The organism is Methylobacterium sp. NEAU K (assembly GCF_030700285.1).
Taxonomy (GTDB): Bacteria; Pseudomonadota; Alphaproteobacteria; order Rhizobiales; family Beijerinckiaceae; genus Methylobacterium.
The window spans coordinates 92665-109382 of record NZ_JAUYZJ010000018.1; the positions used below are offsets into that span (position 1 = coordinate 92665).

General features: G+C 71.6%; 14 protein-coding genes. 2 read left to right on the plus strand and 12 right to left on the minus strand.

Going from position 1 to position 16718, the window contains the following annotated elements; genetic code table 11:
- Position 1: 1 nt before the first annotated feature.
- The 4 genes from Q8W67_RS15880 to clpS all read right to left on the minus strand — a co-directional run bounded on the left by Q8W67_RS15880 (position 2) and on the right by clpS (position 4757).
- Positions 2-1300, minus strand: coding sequence for an NAD(P)/FAD-dependent oxidoreductase (locus Q8W67_RS15880; protein WP_305547182.1), 1299 nt, complete (start codon positions 1298-1300; stop codon positions 2-4).
- 152 nt (positions 1301-1452) lie between these two features.
- Positions 1453-1740 carry a hypothetical protein gene (locus tag Q8W67_RS15885; protein WP_305547184.1) on the minus strand — a complete coding sequence of 96 codons (288 nt, stop codon included), beginning with the start codon at positions 1738-1740 and terminating at the stop codon, positions 1453-1455.
- Between the two features lie 91 nt (positions 1741-1831).
- A complete protein-coding gene (gene clpA / locus Q8W67_RS15890) occupies positions 1832-4318 on the minus strand; it encodes an ATP-dependent Clp protease ATP-binding subunit ClpA (RefSeq protein ID WP_305547186.1) in 2487 nt (828 codons plus the stop codon).
- Positions 4319-4355: 37 nt separating this feature from the next.
- Positions 4356-4757 carry an ATP-dependent Clp protease adapter ClpS gene (clpS, locus tag Q8W67_RS15895; RefSeq protein ID WP_305547188.1) on the minus strand — a complete coding sequence of 134 codons (402 nt, stop codon included), beginning with the start codon at positions 4755-4757 and terminating at the stop codon, positions 4356-4358.
- A 592-nt stretch (positions 4758-5349) separates the two neighbouring features.
- On the opposite strand from clpS, the gene Q8W67_RS15900 reads away from it, so the two are divergent.
- Entirely contained in the window at positions 5350-6819 is a 1470-nt protein-coding gene (locus tag Q8W67_RS15900) for a D-alanyl-D-alanine carboxypeptidase (protein WP_305547190.1), read from the plus strand.
- 202 nt (positions 6820-7021) lie between these two features.
- Here Q8W67_RS15900 and Q8W67_RS15905 read toward each other — a convergent pair whose 3' ends face one another.
- Genes Q8W67_RS15905 through Q8W67_RS15915 form a run of 3 tightly spaced genes read right to left on the minus strand, consistent with a single transcriptional unit; the run spans position 7022 to position 9150 of the window.
- A complete protein-coding gene (locus Q8W67_RS15905; RefSeq protein WP_305547192.1) occupies positions 7022-7768 on the minus strand; it encodes a DnaJ domain-containing protein in 747 nt (248 codons plus the stop codon).
- Positions 7769-7771: 3 nt separating this feature from the next.
- Entirely contained in the window at positions 7772-8023 is a 252-nt protein-coding gene (locus tag Q8W67_RS15910; protein WP_305547194.1) for a hypothetical protein, read from the minus strand.
- Positions 8020-9150: a S1C family serine protease gene (locus tag Q8W67_RS15915; RefSeq protein WP_305547196.1), complete on the minus strand. Its 1131-nt coding sequence runs from the start codon at positions 9148-9150 to the stop codon at positions 8020-8022. The genes Q8W67_RS15910 and Q8W67_RS15915 overlap by 4 nt, the downstream gene beginning before the upstream one ends.
- Before the next feature lie 405 nt (positions 9151-9555).
- On the opposite strand from Q8W67_RS15915, the gene Q8W67_RS15920 reads away from it, so the two are divergent.
- Positions 9556-9771 carry a hypothetical protein gene (locus tag Q8W67_RS15920; protein WP_238287319.1) on the plus strand — a complete coding sequence of 72 codons (216 nt, stop codon included), beginning with the start codon at positions 9556-9558 and terminating at the stop codon, positions 9769-9771.
- A gap of 129 nt (positions 9772-9900) precedes the next feature.
- Here Q8W67_RS15920 and Q8W67_RS15925 read toward each other — a convergent pair whose 3' ends face one another.
- The 5 genes from Q8W67_RS15925 to Q8W67_RS15945 form a co-directional block, all read right to left on the minus strand.
- Entirely contained in the window at positions 9901-13338 is a 3438-nt protein-coding gene (locus tag Q8W67_RS15925; protein WP_305547200.1) for an SbcC/MukB-like Walker B domain-containing protein, read from the minus strand.
- A gap of 194 nt (positions 13339-13532) precedes the next feature.
- Complete coding sequence (locus Q8W67_RS15930) at positions 13533-14159, minus strand: DUF4194 domain-containing protein (protein ID WP_305547202.1); 627 nt, start codon at positions 14157-14159, stop codon at positions 13533-13535.
- Positions 14152-15522: a Wadjet anti-phage system protein JetA family protein gene (locus Q8W67_RS15935; RefSeq protein WP_305547204.1), complete on the minus strand. Its 1371-nt coding sequence runs from the start codon at positions 15520-15522 to the stop codon at positions 14152-14154. Before Q8W67_RS15935 ends, Q8W67_RS15930 begins: the two co-directional genes overlap by 8 nt.
- A 35-nt stretch (positions 15523-15557) precedes the next feature.
- Positions 15558-15974 carry an FKBP-type peptidyl-prolyl cis-trans isomerase gene (locus tag Q8W67_RS15940; protein WP_305547206.1) on the minus strand — a complete coding sequence of 139 codons (417 nt, stop codon included), beginning with the start codon at positions 15972-15974 and terminating at the stop codon, positions 15558-15560.
- 190 nt (positions 15975-16164) lie between these two features.
- Positions 16165-16718, minus strand: a 554-nt coding sequence (locus tag Q8W67_RS15945) for a methyl-accepting chemotaxis protein (RefSeq protein ID WP_305547208.1), incomplete at its 5' end; no start/stop codon positions are given.

Genomic DNA, 16718 nt, shown 5'->3' on the forward strand with positions numbered 1-16718 from the left:
GTCAGGCGCCGAGCGCCTTCAGCACCGCGCGGGCGGCGCGCGCGCCGTCGAGGGTGGCACCGCCGACCGTCATCGCGCCGCCGCCGGCCAGCGCCTCGCCGGCGAAGAACACGCGCCCGCCGACCGGATTCCGCAGGCGATCACGTGCCTCCGCGTGGCCGGGGCCGACGATGGAATACGAGCCCCGGGCATAGGGATCGGTCCACCAGCCGGCGAGCCGCCCGGCCAGAATGGCGCCCCGCACCTCTGCGCCGAAGATCGCGCCGAGCCGCTCGGAGGCGAGGGCGACGGCCGCCGGCTCACCCGCCCCGCACAGGTCGCGGGCGAGGTCGCCGCCGAGGTTGGCGACCGCGAGGGCGCGGCCGAACGGACCCATCTCGAAGTAGAGCGTCGGTCCGACCTTGGTCGCCGACACCGCGTCGCCGAGCGCCGCCGGATCGACCTTCGCGGGGTCGAGACGCAGGCCAATCTTGGTGTAGGCCCCCATTCGCAGGCCCGCGAGCGCCGCCTCCGCGGCATCGGGCAGGCGCGGCGCGAACCGGATCGCGCCGGCCTTCAGCACGCCCACCGGCACCGTGACGATCACGGCCGCCGCTTCGAGCGTGCCGCGCCCGGTCTCGACCCGGACGGTCCGTCCGGACCAGTCGATCGCCAGAACCGGACAGCCGAGACTCACTGGCAGGTCGGCGAAGTGCCGCGCCACGAGGTCGCCGTAGCCGTCGACCCACAGGTCGGTGCCGGACCAAAGCCGGTCGTAGTCCATCGCGGAGACGCGCTCGGGATCCTCGCCCAGCGAGAGCCGGCTCAACCCCGCGGCCGCCTGTTCGGCGTTCGGACCGCCGACGCGGGCCGCCTCCGCGAGCGAGGTATCGGAGCCCTTCGGGGCCAGCAGAGCATCGAGCGCGGCAAAGCCGGCACGCCGGCTGGACGTCTCCGCCTCGGTGGCCGGGCGGCCATCGATGCTCAGCGAGCGGGCCCAGCCGTCCTCGCGGGCGAAGCGGGCGCCTGCGTCCCGGGCGATCGGCGCCCAGGGATTGCGCTCGGCCCAATGAATGTACTGGGCGCCGGCGTCGAACGGGCAATCCGGGCCGAGCGCCCGGTCGGTGAAGGCGCGGCCGCCGATCCGGTCCCGCGCCTCGACAAGAGTGACGTTCTGGCCCGCCGCGCGCAGGGCTGCGGCGGCTGCCAAGCCGGCGGCCCCCGCGCCGATGACCACCACCGTCGCGCCCCGCGCCGCCGTACGCAGGGCGGGCGCCGCGAGCGCGACCGAGGCCAGGATCGTTCTGCGGGTCGGTCTCATCGCGTGCGCGCTCGGCAGCAACCTGGAGCCGTGTCCGACCCCGCCGTTCGAGCCGAGCGCTCCGTCAGACGCCCTGCATCGGCCCCGAAGCCGCCTCGCCACTCCGGAACGACGGCCCATCCCGAAACCGCCAGAGCATCTCCGACAGCGCGCTAACCGTGCGCACCCGGGCCGCCCGACCGCTTCTCCATCATCGCCTTGACCTGCATCAGCTGGTCCCAGACCTGGCCCGGCGACGTCCCGAAGAAGTCGAAGCCCGCATTCACGCCCCAGTAGATGCCGAAGCAGATCAGCGGCACCAGCACCCAGGCGAGCATCTCTTCGCCACGCCGACGCCGCTGGCGACGGCGGCGTCGCTCCTCGCGCCGCGTCATCTTCTGGGGGGGCGCCGCCGGATGCGCGACGGGGGAAAGAGGTCCCTCGTGCAGGTCTTCAGTCATCAGGCGCCTCCTCGCCGCGGCGCGTTCGCGTCGCGGCGGTCATAGACCGGCAAGGCTTGGTCCGAAAGCCTGCCGGCCGCCGTGCGCGCCCTTATGCGCGCACGAGTGGCACCTTCGGCACGGTCCGGATGCCGCCCGAGCCGCCGCCCCCGCCGCCCTTGTCGTCCTTCGGGGTCTTCTTGCGCGTGGTCGCGCGGGGCTTGGCACGCTTGTGCCGCTTGGCCGCGTTGGTGACGTCGGCCTCCGGCTTCGGCGTGACCGGACCGGCCGGAAAATCGAAGCCGAGGCTGTCCTTGGCGCCGGCCTTGGCCTCCTCGTCCTCAGGCTTGCGCACCACGACCTTGACGGCACCGCCATCCTTGAGCTTGCCGAACAACACCTCGTCCGCCAGAGGCGTCTTGATCGTCGACTGGATCAGCCGCGCCATCGGGCGGGCGCCCATCGCGTCGTCGTAGCCGTGCTCCACCAGCCACTCGCGGGCCTCGTCCGACAGCTCGATCGTGACGTTGCGGTCGGCGAGCTGCGCCTCGAGCTGGAGCACGAACTTGTCCACCACCTTCGCCACCACGTCCTTCGGCAGGTGGCCGAACGAGATGATCGCGTCGAGACGGTTGCGGAATTCCGGCGCGAACAGGCGGTTGATCGCCTCCACGTCGTCCCCCGTCCGCTTGGCCTGGGTGAAGCCGTAGGCCGACTTCGCCAGGTCCGAGGCGCCCGCGTTCGACGTCATGATGATGATGACGTTGCGGAAATCGACCTGCTTGCCGTTGTGGTCGGTGAGCTTCCCGTGGTCCATCACCTGCAGCAGGATGTTGAACAGGTCCGGATGCGCCTTCTCGATCTCGTCGAGCAGGAGCACGCAGTGCGGGTGCTGGTCGATCCCGTCAGTGAGCAGGCCGCCCTGGTCGAAGCCGACATAGCCGGGGGGCGCGCCGATCAGGCGGCTGACCGTGTGGCGCTCCATGTATTCCGACATGTCGAAACGCAGCATCTCGACGCCCAGCGAAGCCGCGAGCTGCTTGGCCGCCTCGGTCTTGCCGACGCCGGTCGGGCCCGCGAACAGGTAGGAGCCGATCGGCTTGTCCGGATCGCGCAGGCCGGCCCGCGCGAGCTTTATCGCCGAGGTCAGGGCCTCGATGGCGCTCGGCTGGCCGTAGACCACCCGCTTCAGGTTCTCGGTCAGGTGCTGCAGCACCACCGCGTCGTCCTTCGAGACGGTCTTGGGCGGGATGCGGGCCATCGTGGCGATGGTCGCCTCGATCTCCTTGATGCCGATGGTACGCTTGCGTCGCGCCTCCGGCACCAGCATCTGCGAGGCCCCGGTCTCGTCGATCACGTCGATCGCCTTGTCGGGCAGCTTGCGGTCGTTGATGTAGCGGGCCGACAGCTCCACTGCGGCCTTCACGGCCTCGGTCGTGTACTTGAGCTTGTGGAACTCCTCGAAGTACGGGCGCAGGCCCTTCACGATCTCGATCGTGTCCGGGATCGACGGCTCGTTGACGTCGATCTTCTGGAAGCGGCGCACCAGGGCGCGGTCCTTCTCGAAGTACTGGCGGTACTCCTTGTAGGTGGTCGAGCCGATGCAGCGCAGCGTGCCCGAGGCGAGGGCGGGCTTGAGCAGGTTCGACGCGTCCATGGCGCCGCCCGAGGTCGCACCGGCGCCAATCACCGTGTGGATCTCGTCGATGAACATGATCGCGTTCGGATGCGCCTCGATCTCCTTCATCACCTGCTTGAGGCGCTCCTCGAAGTCGCCCCGGTAGCGGGTGCCGGCCAGCAGCGTGCCCATGTCGAGGGAGAATACCGTGGCGTCGGCCAGGACCTCCGGCACCTCGTGCTGGATGATCTTGCGCGCCAGACCCTCGGCGATGGCGGTCTTGCCGACGCCCGGGTCACCCACGAGCAGCGGGTTGTTCTTCTGCCGGCGGCACAGGACCTGGATGGTCCGCTGGACCTCGCTCTCGCGGCCGATCAGCGGGTCTATCTTGCCGTCGCGGGCCTTCTTGTTGAGGTTGACGCAGTAGGCATCGAGCGCGTCGCCCTTCTTCTTCGCGCCGCGGGGATCGCCCTCGTCGCTCGGCCGCTCGGCGGCGCCTTCCTCCTCGGCACCGCGCACCGGCTTCGACTCGGAGGCGCCCGGACGCTTGGCGATGCCGTGGCTGATGTAGTTCACCGCGTCGTAGCGGGTCATGTCCTGCTCTTGCAGGAAGTAGGCGGCGTGGCTCTCGCGCTCGGCGAAGATCGCCACCAGCACGTTGGCGCCTGTGACCTCCTCGCGGCCGGAAGACTGGACGTGGATCACCGCGCGCTGGATCACCCGCTGGAACCCGGCCGTGGGCTTGGCATCCTGGCGGCCGTCACCCTTCAGGTTCGAGAGTTCGGTATCGACGTAGTCGACCAAGCTGCGCTTGAGCGTGTCGATCTCGACGTTGCAGGCGCGCATGACCGCAGCCGCGTCCTGATCGTCCACCAGGGCGAGCAGGAGATGCTCCAGCGTCGCGAATTCGTGCCGACGCTCGCCGGCGAGCGCCAGGGCCCGGTGGAGAGCTTGTTCTAGGCTGCGTGAGAAGCTTGGCAAAGCTGGCCTCTGTGTGGGTGCCTACCGCGAGCGGCGCCTATTTCTTTTCCATAACGCACTGGAGAGGATGTTGGTGTTTGCGTGCGAAGTCCATGACCTGCGTCACCTTGGTCTCCGCCACCTCGTAGGTGAAGACCCCGCACTCGCCGACCCCGTTCTGATGCACGTGCATCATGATGTGGTAGGCGTCCTCGTGGCTCTTGTTGAAGAAGCGCTCGACCACCAGCACGACGAATTCCATCGGCGTATAGTCGTCGTTCAGAAGGAGTACCCGGTAGAGGCTGGGCCGCTTGGTCCGGGGCTTCGTGCGGGTGATGATCGCGGTGTTGGAACGGTCGTCCCCTCCCGGTGCGCGCGAGCCGGACGCCGTGGTCGCGCGGAACGCCGGCCTGTGAACCTTCGTCGATATCGCGGTGCCCTGCCTGGGGACCTGTGTCATGTGCGTCGAACCGATCCCTCGATTGGAGCGGGCGTCGCCGGCCCCGAATACCGATCCTGTCGCGACCCTGCCGGAAGCGGCACCCGGGTCCGTGACGATTAATCTACAGACCGTGCGGCGAGTTCGCCAGACGCCTGTGCGCACTTGTCCGCCCCGCAGGGGCCACCTCGGGCGCACCGCCTCCGCCCCGTGCCCGGGAGGCGCGGCGGGGAAGCGTTGCCGACGTCCGGCGCTTTCCGGCCCTCCTCATAAAATCGTGACCGCGCAACGCCGAGCGCGCCATGCCGCCCCCGGCCAGGGCCGGGCCCGAGGGCAGAGCGGAGGCGCTGCGAGGCCGATCTCCAGCTTGCCGCCAGCCACAAGCGACCGACACGAACAGGGAAGCCGGGTCGCGACCGACTGTGTGCGCCGCGTCAGCCATCGTCAAGCCGCAGTCGGAACGACAGGATTCGGCCGTCGAGTCGATCGCATTAACGGGCCTGTAACTGCACCCGCCTAATTCTCCGACGATGCAGCGGGGCCACGCCATCGGCGGCGGTCTGCGCGGGAAATATGACCGGCGGGTGCCGGTCTCGCGAGGCAATCAGGCGTGATGCGTAGCGTTGTAGGCCGCTCCCGGACGATTCCCGTGCTGCCGGCCGCCCTTGCGGCCGCCGCGGTTCTGACGGCCCTGGCCTCGCCGGCCGAGGCCCGGCGCGGGCGACACCATCACCATGCGGCCGGAGGCGGTGGCTACAATCCGCCCTACGCCGCGATGGTCGTTGACGTGAAGAGCGGGAAGACCCTGCACGCCGTCAACGAGGACGCGCTGCGCCACCCCGCCTCGATCACCAAGGTGATGACGCTCTATATGCTGTTCGAGCAGATGGAGCGCGGCAAGTTCGCCCTCGATTCCGAGCTGACGATCTCGGCCCACGCCGCCGCCCAGGCGCCGTCGAAGCTCGGCCTGCGCCCCGGACAGACCATCGCGGTCGAGGACGCCATCAAGGCGATCGTGACCAAGTCGGCCAACGACGTGGCCTGCGCGATCGGCGAGAACATCGCCGGCTCCGAGGAGCGCTTCGCCCAGATGATGACCGCCAAGGCGCATGCGCTGGGCATGAGTCGCACGCATTACGCGAACGCCTCCGGCCTGCCGGACCCGGACCAGATCACCACGGCGCGCGACCTGACCGTTCTGGCGCGGGCAATCCAGGATCGGTTCCCGCACTACTACCGCTATTTCCAGACCCGGTCCTTCGCGTTCCGGGGCCGGGTTATCGGCAACCACAACCACCTGCTCGGTAATGTCGAGGGCGTGGACGGAATCAAGACCGGCTACACGCGCGATTCCGGCTTCAACCTGATGACGGCGGCGAAGTCCGAAGGCCGCCAGATCGTGGCGATCGTGCTCGGCGGACGGTCGGGCGCGAGCCGCGACCGGATCATGGCCGACCTGGTCCGCTCCAGCCTGCCGCGTGCCTATGCCGGCGTCCGGCAGGCGCCGCCGGTCACCGAGGTGGCCGAACGCGCCCGCCCCGCGGTTGTCGCCGACGCCGTCTCGCGCACCCGCACCCAGGTCGCCTCGGCCGACGACGAGGACGTCGAGACCACCGGCACCACGGGCGAGCCGCTCGACCTCTCGCCGTCCCGGACTACGACCCCTGGCGGGACCTGGAAGCCCGGCCCCCAGGGCCTGCCGAAGGCGGCCCAGGCCTATGCCGGCACCGGCAGCGCCCAGCCGCCCTTCCCGGGAGCGACCAAGTCGGCGGCCCGGGTGGCCTCGACCGAGCGGGACGAGCCGCCGAAGGCCGTCGCAGGCACGCGCGTCACACCGACCGCCTGGGTGATCCAGCTCGGCGCCATGGACGACGAGGGCAAGGCCCGCTCGATGCTCTCGGAGGCGCGCGCCAAGGTCGGCAGCAGCCTCTCGAAGGCGGCCCCCTACACGGTCAAGGTCGAGCACGGCGGCACCACGCTCTACCGCGCCCGCTTCTCGGGCTTCGCCGAGCAGGATTCCGCGCAGGATGCCTGCACCGCCCTGAAGCGCAGCGGCTTCAGCTGCTTCGCGACCCGAAGCTGAGCCGTTCACCGGCCAGAACTCGATGCGGAACAGCAAAATCCCGCCTTCCGCATCTTACGCAACCAACGCGATCGGTCCTGCCGCGATTTTCGTCGGGAGGCGGTCGGCTCCGGCGTCGCGCTCGCGCGCGCCGGCACGATGGGCCGCGGCCGGGTTCGGCCGCGGTCGAGTATCAGTAAGCATCTGACAACGCGCGTGGAGTTCAGCGATGTCGGTTCAGAAGCCTGTCCCGGGCCGCGTTGACACGCGCCGCCTGCTCGCCACTCCCCCCCTGATCGGGGTGGGTGATCTTCATAAGAGACCTGTGGGCCGCGCGGACCTGCTCAGCGGTCGCCCCGCGCTGAAGCCCCAGGATCTCGTACGCCTCCTCCTGCGTCATCGCCCCTGGGTGCGCCGAATGGCCCGACCGCGGGTCTCGATCACGCTCAGCGTCTACACGCCATCCGGGCGCCCGGCGGTCGAGATACGCCTCTAGCAGTGCCGCCCCTTCGGCATCGCGCACGCGGCAGAACCGCAGCAACTGCACCACCGCGCCGGGGGGCATGGCGTCGAGCCACGCCCCGGCTTCGGGCCCGGCGATCACCCGGCCCTCGCGGAAACTGCCGTCCGGACGGACGAGGATTTCGATCAGCGCCGTCCGGCGCCGGTGCCCCAGCCCGAAGCGGGGCTTGATGAAGCGCAGGAGACGCGCGGTCATCGCCGCCTGGCCCTCGATCATCCAGACGCCGCCGAGACCGAGCAGCGCCGCCAGGACGACGTTTCCGTGCAGCAGGAGGAACCCGGCCGCCGCCAGCGCGAAGGCGCCGCCGAGCTTGGGCGGTCGGACTGCCCCGATCGTCGCACCGAGGCCCCGGCCGAAAGCGCGCCCGAGTCGGCGACCGAGGCCGTCGCGATTCTTCGAGAGCCACCAGAGCGTAAGACAGGCCAGGAGGCCCGCAAACAGCATCATCTGTCAGCGCCGCACGCCGTATTCGGCACCGGCGCGACCGCCCACCTGCACGGTGGTGCCGTCTCCGAAGTCGTAGAATCCGTCGCGCCGTGTCTTCGGCTTCGGTACCCTTTGCCCGCATCCCGGCGGCGGCGGCAGGCGCACCCCATCGGGCAGATCGTCCGGGCAGAGGCGGGACCGCACCGGCTGCTCGGCGGCCTGCGCGACTCCGGCCGCCAGTGAGACGAGGAGGACGAGAAGCGGCAGGACCCTCATTGGCGGTTCTCCGCGACGTCTGCCGTGGTGATCCTGACCTGTCGGGCCCTGCCGTCCCGCACGACCTTCAAGGTCAAGGGCGCACCGAGGCCGGCCGCCTCCATCGCCGCCGTGAGATCGGCGAGGCGGTGGACCGGCCGGTCGTTGGCCGCGATGATCACGTCTCCGAGTTCGCCGGTCTGCGGATCGACGCCGTGCAGGCCGGCCTGGGCCGCCGGGGAGCCGGGCAGCACGCGCACGATCACCACGCCGTCGATCCCCAGCCGGGCCGTTGCGGCCTCCTGGGCGGCGATGATGCCGATGCCGGGGTTGCGCACCCGCCCAACCCGGATCAGCTCCGGCACGATGCGGTTGACGACATCCACCGGGATCGCGAAGCCGATCCCGGCGCTGGCCCCCGAGGGCGACACGATCGCCGTGTTGACGCCGATCAGCCGCCCCGCGGAATCGAGGAGCGGCCCGCCGGAATTGCCGGGGTTGATCGCCGCATCCGTCTGGATGACGCCCGACACTTCGCGGCCCTCGCTGGTCGGCATCCGCCGGCGCACCGCGCTGATCACGCCGGTCGTCAAGGTGTGGTCGAGGCCGAACGGGTTGCCGATCGCGAAGGTCGTCTGCCCGACCTTGAGATCCGCCGAGGTGCCGATCGCCAGCGGCGGGGGCATATGCGCCACCCGGCCGAGCTGCAGAACCGCCAGATCGTAGGACGGCGCCATCCCCACGAGGGTGGCGGACACCACCTCTCCGTCGCTCATCCGGACCGAGACGGACCCGCCGGCCCGGGCCGCATTCTGCACAACATGCGTGTTCGTGACGACGTGGCCGGCGCCGTCCCAGATAAACCCGGTCCCGGTCTGCGTACCGCCCTGCTCACCGGCCTCGTCGTCGAGGTCGAGCAGATCCTGCCCCCGCGCCGCGCTCTGCGCGAAGACGTGAACCACGGAGGGGCTCGCCTGCTCGAACAGCGCGATGGTGGCCGTCTCAGACTGCGCGAGATTGCCGCGAGCCGTCACCGCGCGGGGCGCGTCGGCCGAGTAGAGCAGCGGCTGTAGGTACGGCTGGGCAACGTAGAGCGCCAGCAAGACCAGGACCGCGGCGAGCAGGATGCGCACGGTACGATCCGGCACAGGTGTCTCCGACAAGGGCCCACGCGCGGGCGCAGGTCTTAAGTGCGCGTTCAGGATCGGGGCGTCAACACGGACGGCGCGCGGCCGCTGACGGGACCGAGACGTGTTCTGGCGCACGTCGGAGGCCGGCGCGAACTGGCTAACGGAATGGTCATCATTCGAGAGCCACAATTCTCGCAAGTCAACGGCGGATCAGACGCGCGCGATTTGGAAATGGAACCCCGCACAGCACCTTGTCCCGCAGCTCGGGTCCGGGCGCTGCTTTCGGAAACCGCCCGAATTGATCGCAAAGCCGCCGCAGAGATGCTTGCATTGATGGCTAGACCTTCGATCCCCGCGGCGCTTCGGCTCGACCGGACGGCGGGGATCTGAACGGTCCAAAACGGTTCGGAAGGACGAGAACTCATGGAAACCGAAGCTCTGGAACGCCCCGCCGATCTCACGATCTGGCGCACGGCCCCGGCGAGCACGCCGCTCGCGCAGCCCGAGCGGTACGGCACCCTGCGCGAGGCGATCGCCGCCGCGGCCGGTGCCCTGGCCGATCCGGCCAAGCAGCCCTGGATCATCACCGAGGAGGGCGAAATCCTCTCCCCGAACTGGATCCGCACCTACCTGAACTGAAGGCTATCCGCGCACGCACCGCTGGAGCGGATACCGGCTCGGCGCAAACGCGCGTGACTTCACGATGTAAAGCCGAAGAGCGGGGATACCGGGGAATGTGGCACGCGCCCGCCCCGGTGCCCCGCCGGCTCACTCAGCCGCGTCGGAGCGGCGGAACGCCTCGATCCCGATCTGGTCCGGGTTGATCGCGTGGAGCGCCCGCCGGGCCGCCTCGAGCGGATGCTCGGCCTCGATCCGCACCGAGGTCAGATCCGGGCTCTTGTAGACCGTGACGATGGTGTCCATCACCTCGGTGAGCGTCGTGCGCTTGTCCTCGGGGGCGGCGATCAGCAATTGCAGGCCCCAGGCCCGGTACAGGTCGACCAGCGCCTGGCTGTTGCGCACGTCGAGCTTCGAGAACGCCTCGTCGAGGAGACACAGGCCGAGGCCGGGATTCTCGTCGCCAGGCCGGTCGCCCGGATAATACGCGCTGGCGAGCGAGGCGGCGATCGCCACGTAGAACGGCGCCTGCGCCTCGCCGCCCGAGCCGCGCAGCGCCCGCGCCGACATGGTGGTGCGGTTGCCCGCCCCGTCCCGCATGCCGATCTCGTACACGAAGTAATTGCGGTAATCCGCCAGGCGCGCCGCGTCCTCGTCCCCCGCGATCAGCGCGGTTATCTCTTCCAGGGCCGCCGCCATCGGGCCCTCGGCCTCGCCCGCCAGAAGCGCCTGCGCGGCCTCGGGCGAGCGGGCGGTCTCGGTGGCGAGCGCGTGCACGGCGGCGTACCGGCGGTCCACCGCCGCCTCGAACGCGTAGGTCTGGCCGGTGAAGCTGCGCGCGGACAGGCGCTCGTTCAGCGCCGCCAGACGGGCATGGACCCGTTCGAACCGGTCGGCGAGGCGCGTCAACAGATCCTCGGTCATCAGGCGGCGCATCTCGGCTTCGGCCCGCACGGCCTGAGCGCGGTAGCGGCGCAGCTCGTGCCCCTCCACGGCCTCGTACTCGCGCCGAACCCAGCTGAACCCGTCGATCGCCGGGGCATCGCCGGCGTTGAGCGGATTCTCGACCCGCCAGGCGGCACAGGCTTCCGCCAGCTCCCGTTCGGCGATGCGACCGTGCGAGCGGGCGGCCTCGGCGGATTCGCGGGCGAGGCCCCGCTCGGTGGCTGCCCGGGAGGCGGCGGCCTTCGCGTCGAGGCCTGCCAGCGCGCGCCGCGCCTGCGCGAGCACGGCCAGGTCCAAGGCCTCGGAGCGGGCGAGGCGCACCCGCGCCGCGTCACCGCCCGTGAGCTGGCGCAGGGCCGCGCGCCAGGCCGCCAGTGCGGCGCGGGCGGCCTCGCGCACGGGGCCCAGGCGGGCACGGAGCGCCGCCTCGTCGGCGAGCAAGCGGTCGAGCTTCGGCTCCAGCTCTTCCGACAACTCCCGCAGGTAACCGAGGCGCTCAGCGGTCAGCGCGGCGATCTCGGCGGTCAGGCCGGCGGTGTCACGCTTCTCGATGCCCTCGCGCTCGGTCTGGAGCGTGCGCCGCCGGCCTTCGAGCCCGTCGAGTTCGCCCCGCAGGGCGTCCACGTCGTCGAGACCGCGGGCGATACGGGCCCGGATGGCGGCGGCGGTGCGGGCAGCCTCACGCAGGACCGCGGCCTCGCCGCGCAGCCGCCGCGCCTCCGCGACCGCGGCCTCGTGGGCTCGGCGGCTGTCGGCGGTCGGCCCGCGATGGCCGCGGGTCATCAGCAGGTCGACGTTGCGGGTCACCGAGTAGGCCATTCCGGCCGTGGTCCGCCCGCTCGGTGCCACAGCACGGGAGAGGCGCGCCAGCTCGGCATCATCCCGGGCGAGGTCGTAGCCGCCGAGCCGCACGCCGAGGAACGCCTCCGCGTGCGGATCGCTGGTCTCGATCACGGTCAGCGGCCCGTCGTCGTAGCGGCGCGCCCGCTGCCTGGCGGTGTCGGTGGTCTTGACCAGGATGCAGCGGTGGAACCGGTCACGGCCGGATTGCAGGACGCCGAGCGCCTCGCTCAGCCGGTCCGGCGCGACGACCAGGGCCTCGCGGGCGCGCCCGAGCAGGCCTTCCAGCGCCGGCCCCCAGGTCGGGTCGACGATCTCGGCCAATTCGCAGATCGGCAGCGCCGCGATGCCGCGACGCTCCAGTTCCCCGCGAAACGCCACCGTGTCGGAAGACAGGCGCGCAGCCGGGCCGGCGCCTGTCCGCGGTGCGGTGCGCTCGGCCTCGCTCTCCTGGGCGCGGGCCTTGAGCGCCGCGTCTTCGGCCGCCCTCTCCAGGGCCTCGTCGAAGTCGGGCAGCCGCGCAAGCCCGTCGACCAGCTCGGTGAGCGGTCCGTCGGGACGCAGGATCTCCTCGGGGGAGGATTCCCGGCGCAGGCCGGCGCGGGCACAGGATTCGGCCAGGCGCGCCGCCTGCGGGCAGACCTGGCGCAGGATCGGGGAGACCGGCTGGAGCTTGCCCATCTGGCCGACCAGCCCGACGAGGTCCGCGATGCGCGCGACGAGATCCTTCCGGTCCCGCTCCAGCATCGAGAGGCCCAGCGTCGAGGCGGCGAGCCGGCCCTCTGTGGCGCTCCCGGCCAGCAGCGCCTTCTGCTCGGCGATCTCCCCGTCGATCTCCCGCACGTGGCCACGGCTCGCGGCGACCCGCTCCCGGGCGATCCGCAGGGTGTCGGCGCCCTCGCGCAGGCGTGTCCGCACGGCGACGAGGTCGAGGCTACGGCGGCGCAGTTCGGCACCGGCCGCACGCAGTTCGTGGGTGGCGGCAGCGAGCACCGCCTCGCTCCAGGCCTCGTAGCGGTCGCGCAGGCGCCGCAGCCGGGCGAGCCGGCTCTCCAGCTCGGCGATCGTCTCCAGCAGGCGGCGCCAATTGGCGATCGAGAGCCGCACGCGCTCGACATCGAGCGGCTCCGGGTCGAGCACGAAGGCGCGTACGAAGGCGCTGGTGTCGAAGATCGGCTTGAACGCCACCGCGTTGGCGAAGCTGCGCAGGAAGTGCCGGGGCTCGGGCGCCGGCGCGCCCTCGCGCAGGGTCGCCAGGATATCGGCGGTGAAGCGCTCGCCGGAGGTCCGGTACTCGGTGAAGCTCGACGCGCGGGCGCGCAGATCCGCGGCGATCTCGCTCCACGGCGCCGTGAAGCTGCCCCCCGGCGCGGTGCGGGCGTAATCGGCGATCTCGAACCGGTGCCCGACCGCGATGAAGCGGGACAGTACCGTCTCCCGCGGCTCCACGGCGCGGGCCGCCAGCGCCAGCCCGACCGTGACCGTCCGGCCGGAGGCGGGGTTCTCGAACACCAGGGCCAGCACGGTCTCGCAGGATTCCCGGGTCGGCCGGCCGCCCTCCGCGGGATCGCTGATCCAGCCCAGGCAATAGTCGCGCACCGTGCGGGCGCTGCGTCCGGAGGCCGAGGCGTTGAGGGCGAGCCGGCTGGCGTTGTTGCCGGCCAGCACCGTGCCGACCGCGTCGAAGATCGTCGACTTGCCGGCCCCGGTCGGCCCGACCAGGGCCGCGGCGCCCCGCAGCCGGATCTGTTCGCGCCGGATCAGGTACCAGTTCGAGAGGGCGATGTCGGTGAGGACGTACACGATGTCGGGGTGCCGGGCCGCTGGAAACGAGCGGCCCAGTTGGCCGGGTTCGGCCGCGCATGCAAGCCGCGCGATGAGCCGGGCGAGGCCGATTGCCGGCCCTCGCCTTCACGGTCGAGGCGGGCGGACGCGGCTTCGCTGCGTCGCCACCGCGGCGATGGCGGGCTCCGCCCGGCCGACCGGGCGCAGGCCGGTCAGGGCTCGCCCGCCTCGGACCAGGCCCGCAGGCGTTCGAGCCAAGCGTCGGAGGCCAGCACCGCCAGCCCCGGCAGGAGCGCGAGCGGCGTGACCCGCTCGACCCGATCGCGCTCGCCGAGCCGGAGGCCGCCGCGCCGGGCATAGAGACGGAGGATGTCGGCGAGCCGTCCCTCCTCGGGCGGCTCGTTGCGCGCCACGTTCCGGATCTTCTCGACGACCTCGTCGGTGGTGCACTCGACGATCCCGTCGGTGCCGGCACGGTGATCGCGCAGGCCCTCCTCGTAGAGGAGCCGGAGCGCCAGGAGCACCAGGGTCTCGTCCTTGCGCAGTCGCTCCGAGACGATGTCGTGGCGCGGCGCGTCCGCGGCCGGGCCGAGGGACACCATCTGGTCCCGGTGCGAGACCGCCAGGGCGTAGCCGAGGCAGGCGAAATAGTCGGTGAAGAACGGCGCGTAGTGCCGGGCGAGCTCGTAGGAACGGCCGATGCCCGGCGTGTCCGCATAGATCACCTGCCCCTTGAGCAGCACCTGCAGGGCGCGGCACAGCTCCTCCGCGTCCGGCGCCCGGGCGCCGGGGGGCGGGGGCTCGTCGCCGTCGATGATCGCGCGGAAACCCTCAAGCACCGGCGCGTCGCTCCAGCATGAAATCCGGGCAATCCAGCCAGCCGTTGGCGATCCGCTCGGGCAGCCGCGTGACCGCGTAGCGCTCGCCGAGCCGCGCCTCGAACAGCACGTCGATCTCGCGCAGGCGCTGGAACACCACGAAGTCGTCGACGCCGTCGATCGCGATCTGCGAGCCGCGCAGGGACAGCGCCCGGCCGAGCCGGGCCTCGACGAAGGTCGTCATGGTCTCGGGCGTCACCGTGGTGCGGCGCCGGAACTCGGCCTTGGCGGCCGCGAAGGCGTCCACCGCTGGGTCGTGATCCACGTCGGGCAGGGGCTCGACGTCGATCGCGGTCCTGCGGGCCCGCGGTGCCTGGAGATGCGCCTGGCCGATCGGTGGCCGCAGCAGCGAGATCACCGGCGCCACGTCGGGGGCCACATCGGCCCCGCCGACGGCACGCAGCATCGCGGCGGTGCGCTCGATCCCGCTCGGATCCGGGCGATCCATGACGTGCAGGGTCGCGCCGATCCGGCGCTCCAGGCGCGCCACGACGGCGTCGACCGCGTCGAGATGGCTGTCGAGGCCCTCGAACACGGACAGGATCTGCGTGAGATCCGCCCGGACCGCCCGCTGGGCGGTGTCCAGATCCGGGCTGCGGCCCTCGCGGATCAGGCCCTCGGCCAGGGCCCGCACGGTCAGCGCGTCGCGCAGGGCCCGGCCGGCCTCGCGCACGACGCTGGCGCGGAAGCGGAACGGGTTGAAACGCGTGTGCAGCGTCCGGTAGTCGCTGATCAGGTGGCGCTCGACGAAATCCTCGAAGAACAGCCGGAAGGTCTTGGCGCGGTCGGGCTCGCGCAGGATCCGCTCCTCGACCTTGCGCATGCCGGCGGCCAGTCCGCGTACATGCGCCAGGAAGGCCGATGCGGCCCGGGCGGCATTGGACAGGGCCTCGGAGCGGCTGGTCGGATCGGAGACGGCGCTCTCCAGGCCGCCCAGCACCTCCAGCACGGCCCCGCCATACGAACGGGTCTCGCCGCGCTCGAGGCGCGACAACTCCTCCAGGAGGAGGCGCGCCTCGGGGTCGAACTCCACCACCGGCACGTAGCGCTCGCGGCGCTCGATCAGCCAGCCGGTTTCCAGGAGGCGGCGGTAGAGCGCGGTCCGGCGCTCGGCCGGATCGGTGGAGACCGGCTCGTCGCCGTGGACCTCCGGGTCGCTCCAGCCGGCGGCGAAGTCGCCGATCTCGGCCAGCAACTCGGCCTTGCGCACCGGCTCCGCCCCGAGGACGCGCCGGTGCAGGTGCAGCAGCAGGGCCGCGTTGAAGCCCCGGCTCGGCGAGGCCAGGGGCTTGAACAGCTCGTCGGGCAGCTGCGCGAACAGCATGGCTGTCGGAGTCTCGCCGCCGCGCAGCCGTATCCTTACTTCGCGCCGAGGAGCTCGACGTCGAAGATCAGGGTGGCATTGGGCGGGATCACGCCGCCGGCGCCCCTGGCGCCGTAGCCGAGCGCCGGCGGGATGATCAGGGTGCGCTTGCCACCGGTCTTCATCGTGGCGACGCCCAGGTCCCAGCCCTGGATCACCTGGCCGGCACCGAGCGGGAAGGTGAAGGGCTGGTTGCGGTCGCGCGACGAGTCGAACTTCTTGCCCTTCTTGCCGCCCTCGTCGAGCCAGCCGGTGTACTGCACGGTCACCTGCTGCCCGGCCTTGGGCTCCGGCCCGGTTCCCACGACCTCGTCCTGATACTTGAGGCCCGAGGGGAGGGTGACGATCTCGGCATTCGCGGTTGCAGTCATGGCGATCAACGCGGCTCCGGCGATGAGGGACAGGCGAGGCATGGTTACTCCCTGGGACCGGCGCCGTCCGCGCCGGCCGTCGGGGGCCTTCTATCGGCTCAGGCCGGTCCAGGCCAGGGAGGCGGGCGATCGATGATCGTCCGGCCGGCGATCACGCGCCGCGACCCGGAGTGCCACGGATCAGGTCCCGGGATCGTACATCCCGCCTCGCACGACCGACCGGCGGCCCTGCCTATGCGACCCGCACGGTGTCGAGGAAGCGGGCGACCTCGGCGGTGAGGTGCTCGGATTGGCGCGACAGCTCCGAGGCCGCGTTGAGGACCTGACCCGCGGCCGCCCCGGTCTCCTCGGCCGCCCCGGCCACGCCGGCGATGGTGGCGGTCACCGCGCCGGTGCCCTGCGCCGCCTGCCCGACGTTGCGCACGATCTCCCGGGTCGCCGCGCCCTGCTCCTCCACCGCCGCTGCGATGCCGGTCGCGACCCCGCTGATCTCCCGGATGCGCGCCGCGATCGCGCCGATCGCCGACACCGCCTGGCCGGTCGAGGCCTGCACGTGCGCGATCTGGCCGGCGATCTCCCCGGTGGCCCGGGCGGTCTGCTCGGCCAGCGCCTTGACCTCCGCGGCCACCACGGCAAAGCCCCGGCCGGCCTCGCCCGCGCGGGCCGCCTCGATGGTGGCGTTGAGCGCCAGCAGGTTGGTCTGGCCGGCGATCGACGCGATCAGCCCGACCACGTCGCCGATCCGCGCCACCGCGCTGCTCAACTCCTGCACCAGCGCGCCGGTCT

What these genes read in the sequence shown, in the direction of transcription:
- Q8W67_RS15880 (WP_305547182.1), bottom strand. Translation starts at nt 1,300, where the DNA reads ATGAGACCGACCCGCAGAACGATCCTGGCCTCGGTCGCGCTCGCGGCG.
- Q8W67_RS15900 (WP_305547190.1), top strand. Translation starts at nt 5,350, where the DNA reads ATGCGTAGCGTTGTAGGCCGCTCCCGGACGATTCCCGTGCTGCCGGCC.
- Q8W67_RS15920 (WP_238287319.1), top strand. Translation starts at nt 9,556, where the DNA reads ATGGAAACCGAAGCTCTGGAACGCCCCGCCGATCTCACGATCTGGCGC.
- Q8W67_RS15905 (WP_305547192.1), bottom strand. Translation starts at nt 7,768, where the DNA reads ATGATGCTGTTTGCGGGCCTCCTGGCCTGTCTTACGCTCTGGTGGCTC.
- Q8W67_RS15940 (WP_305547206.1), bottom strand. Translation starts at nt 15,974, where the DNA reads ATGCCTCGCCTGTCCCTCATCGCCGGAGCCGCGTTGATCGCCATGACT.
- Q8W67_RS15885 (WP_305547184.1), bottom strand. Translation starts at nt 1,740, where the DNA reads ATGACTGAAGACCTGCACGAGGGACCTCTTTCCCCCGTCGCGCATCCG.
- clpS (WP_305547188.1), bottom strand. Translation starts at nt 4,757, where the DNA reads ATGACACAGGTCCCCAGGCAGGGCACCGCGATATCGACGAAGGTTCAC.
- Q8W67_RS15910 (WP_305547194.1), bottom strand. Translation starts at nt 8,023, where the DNA reads ATGAGGGTCCTGCCGCTTCTCGTCCTCCTCGTCTCACTGGCGGCCGGA.
- Q8W67_RS15935 (WP_305547204.1), bottom strand. Translation starts at nt 15,522, where the DNA reads ATGCTGTTCGCGCAGCTGCCCGACGAGCTGTTCAAGCCCCTGGCCTCG.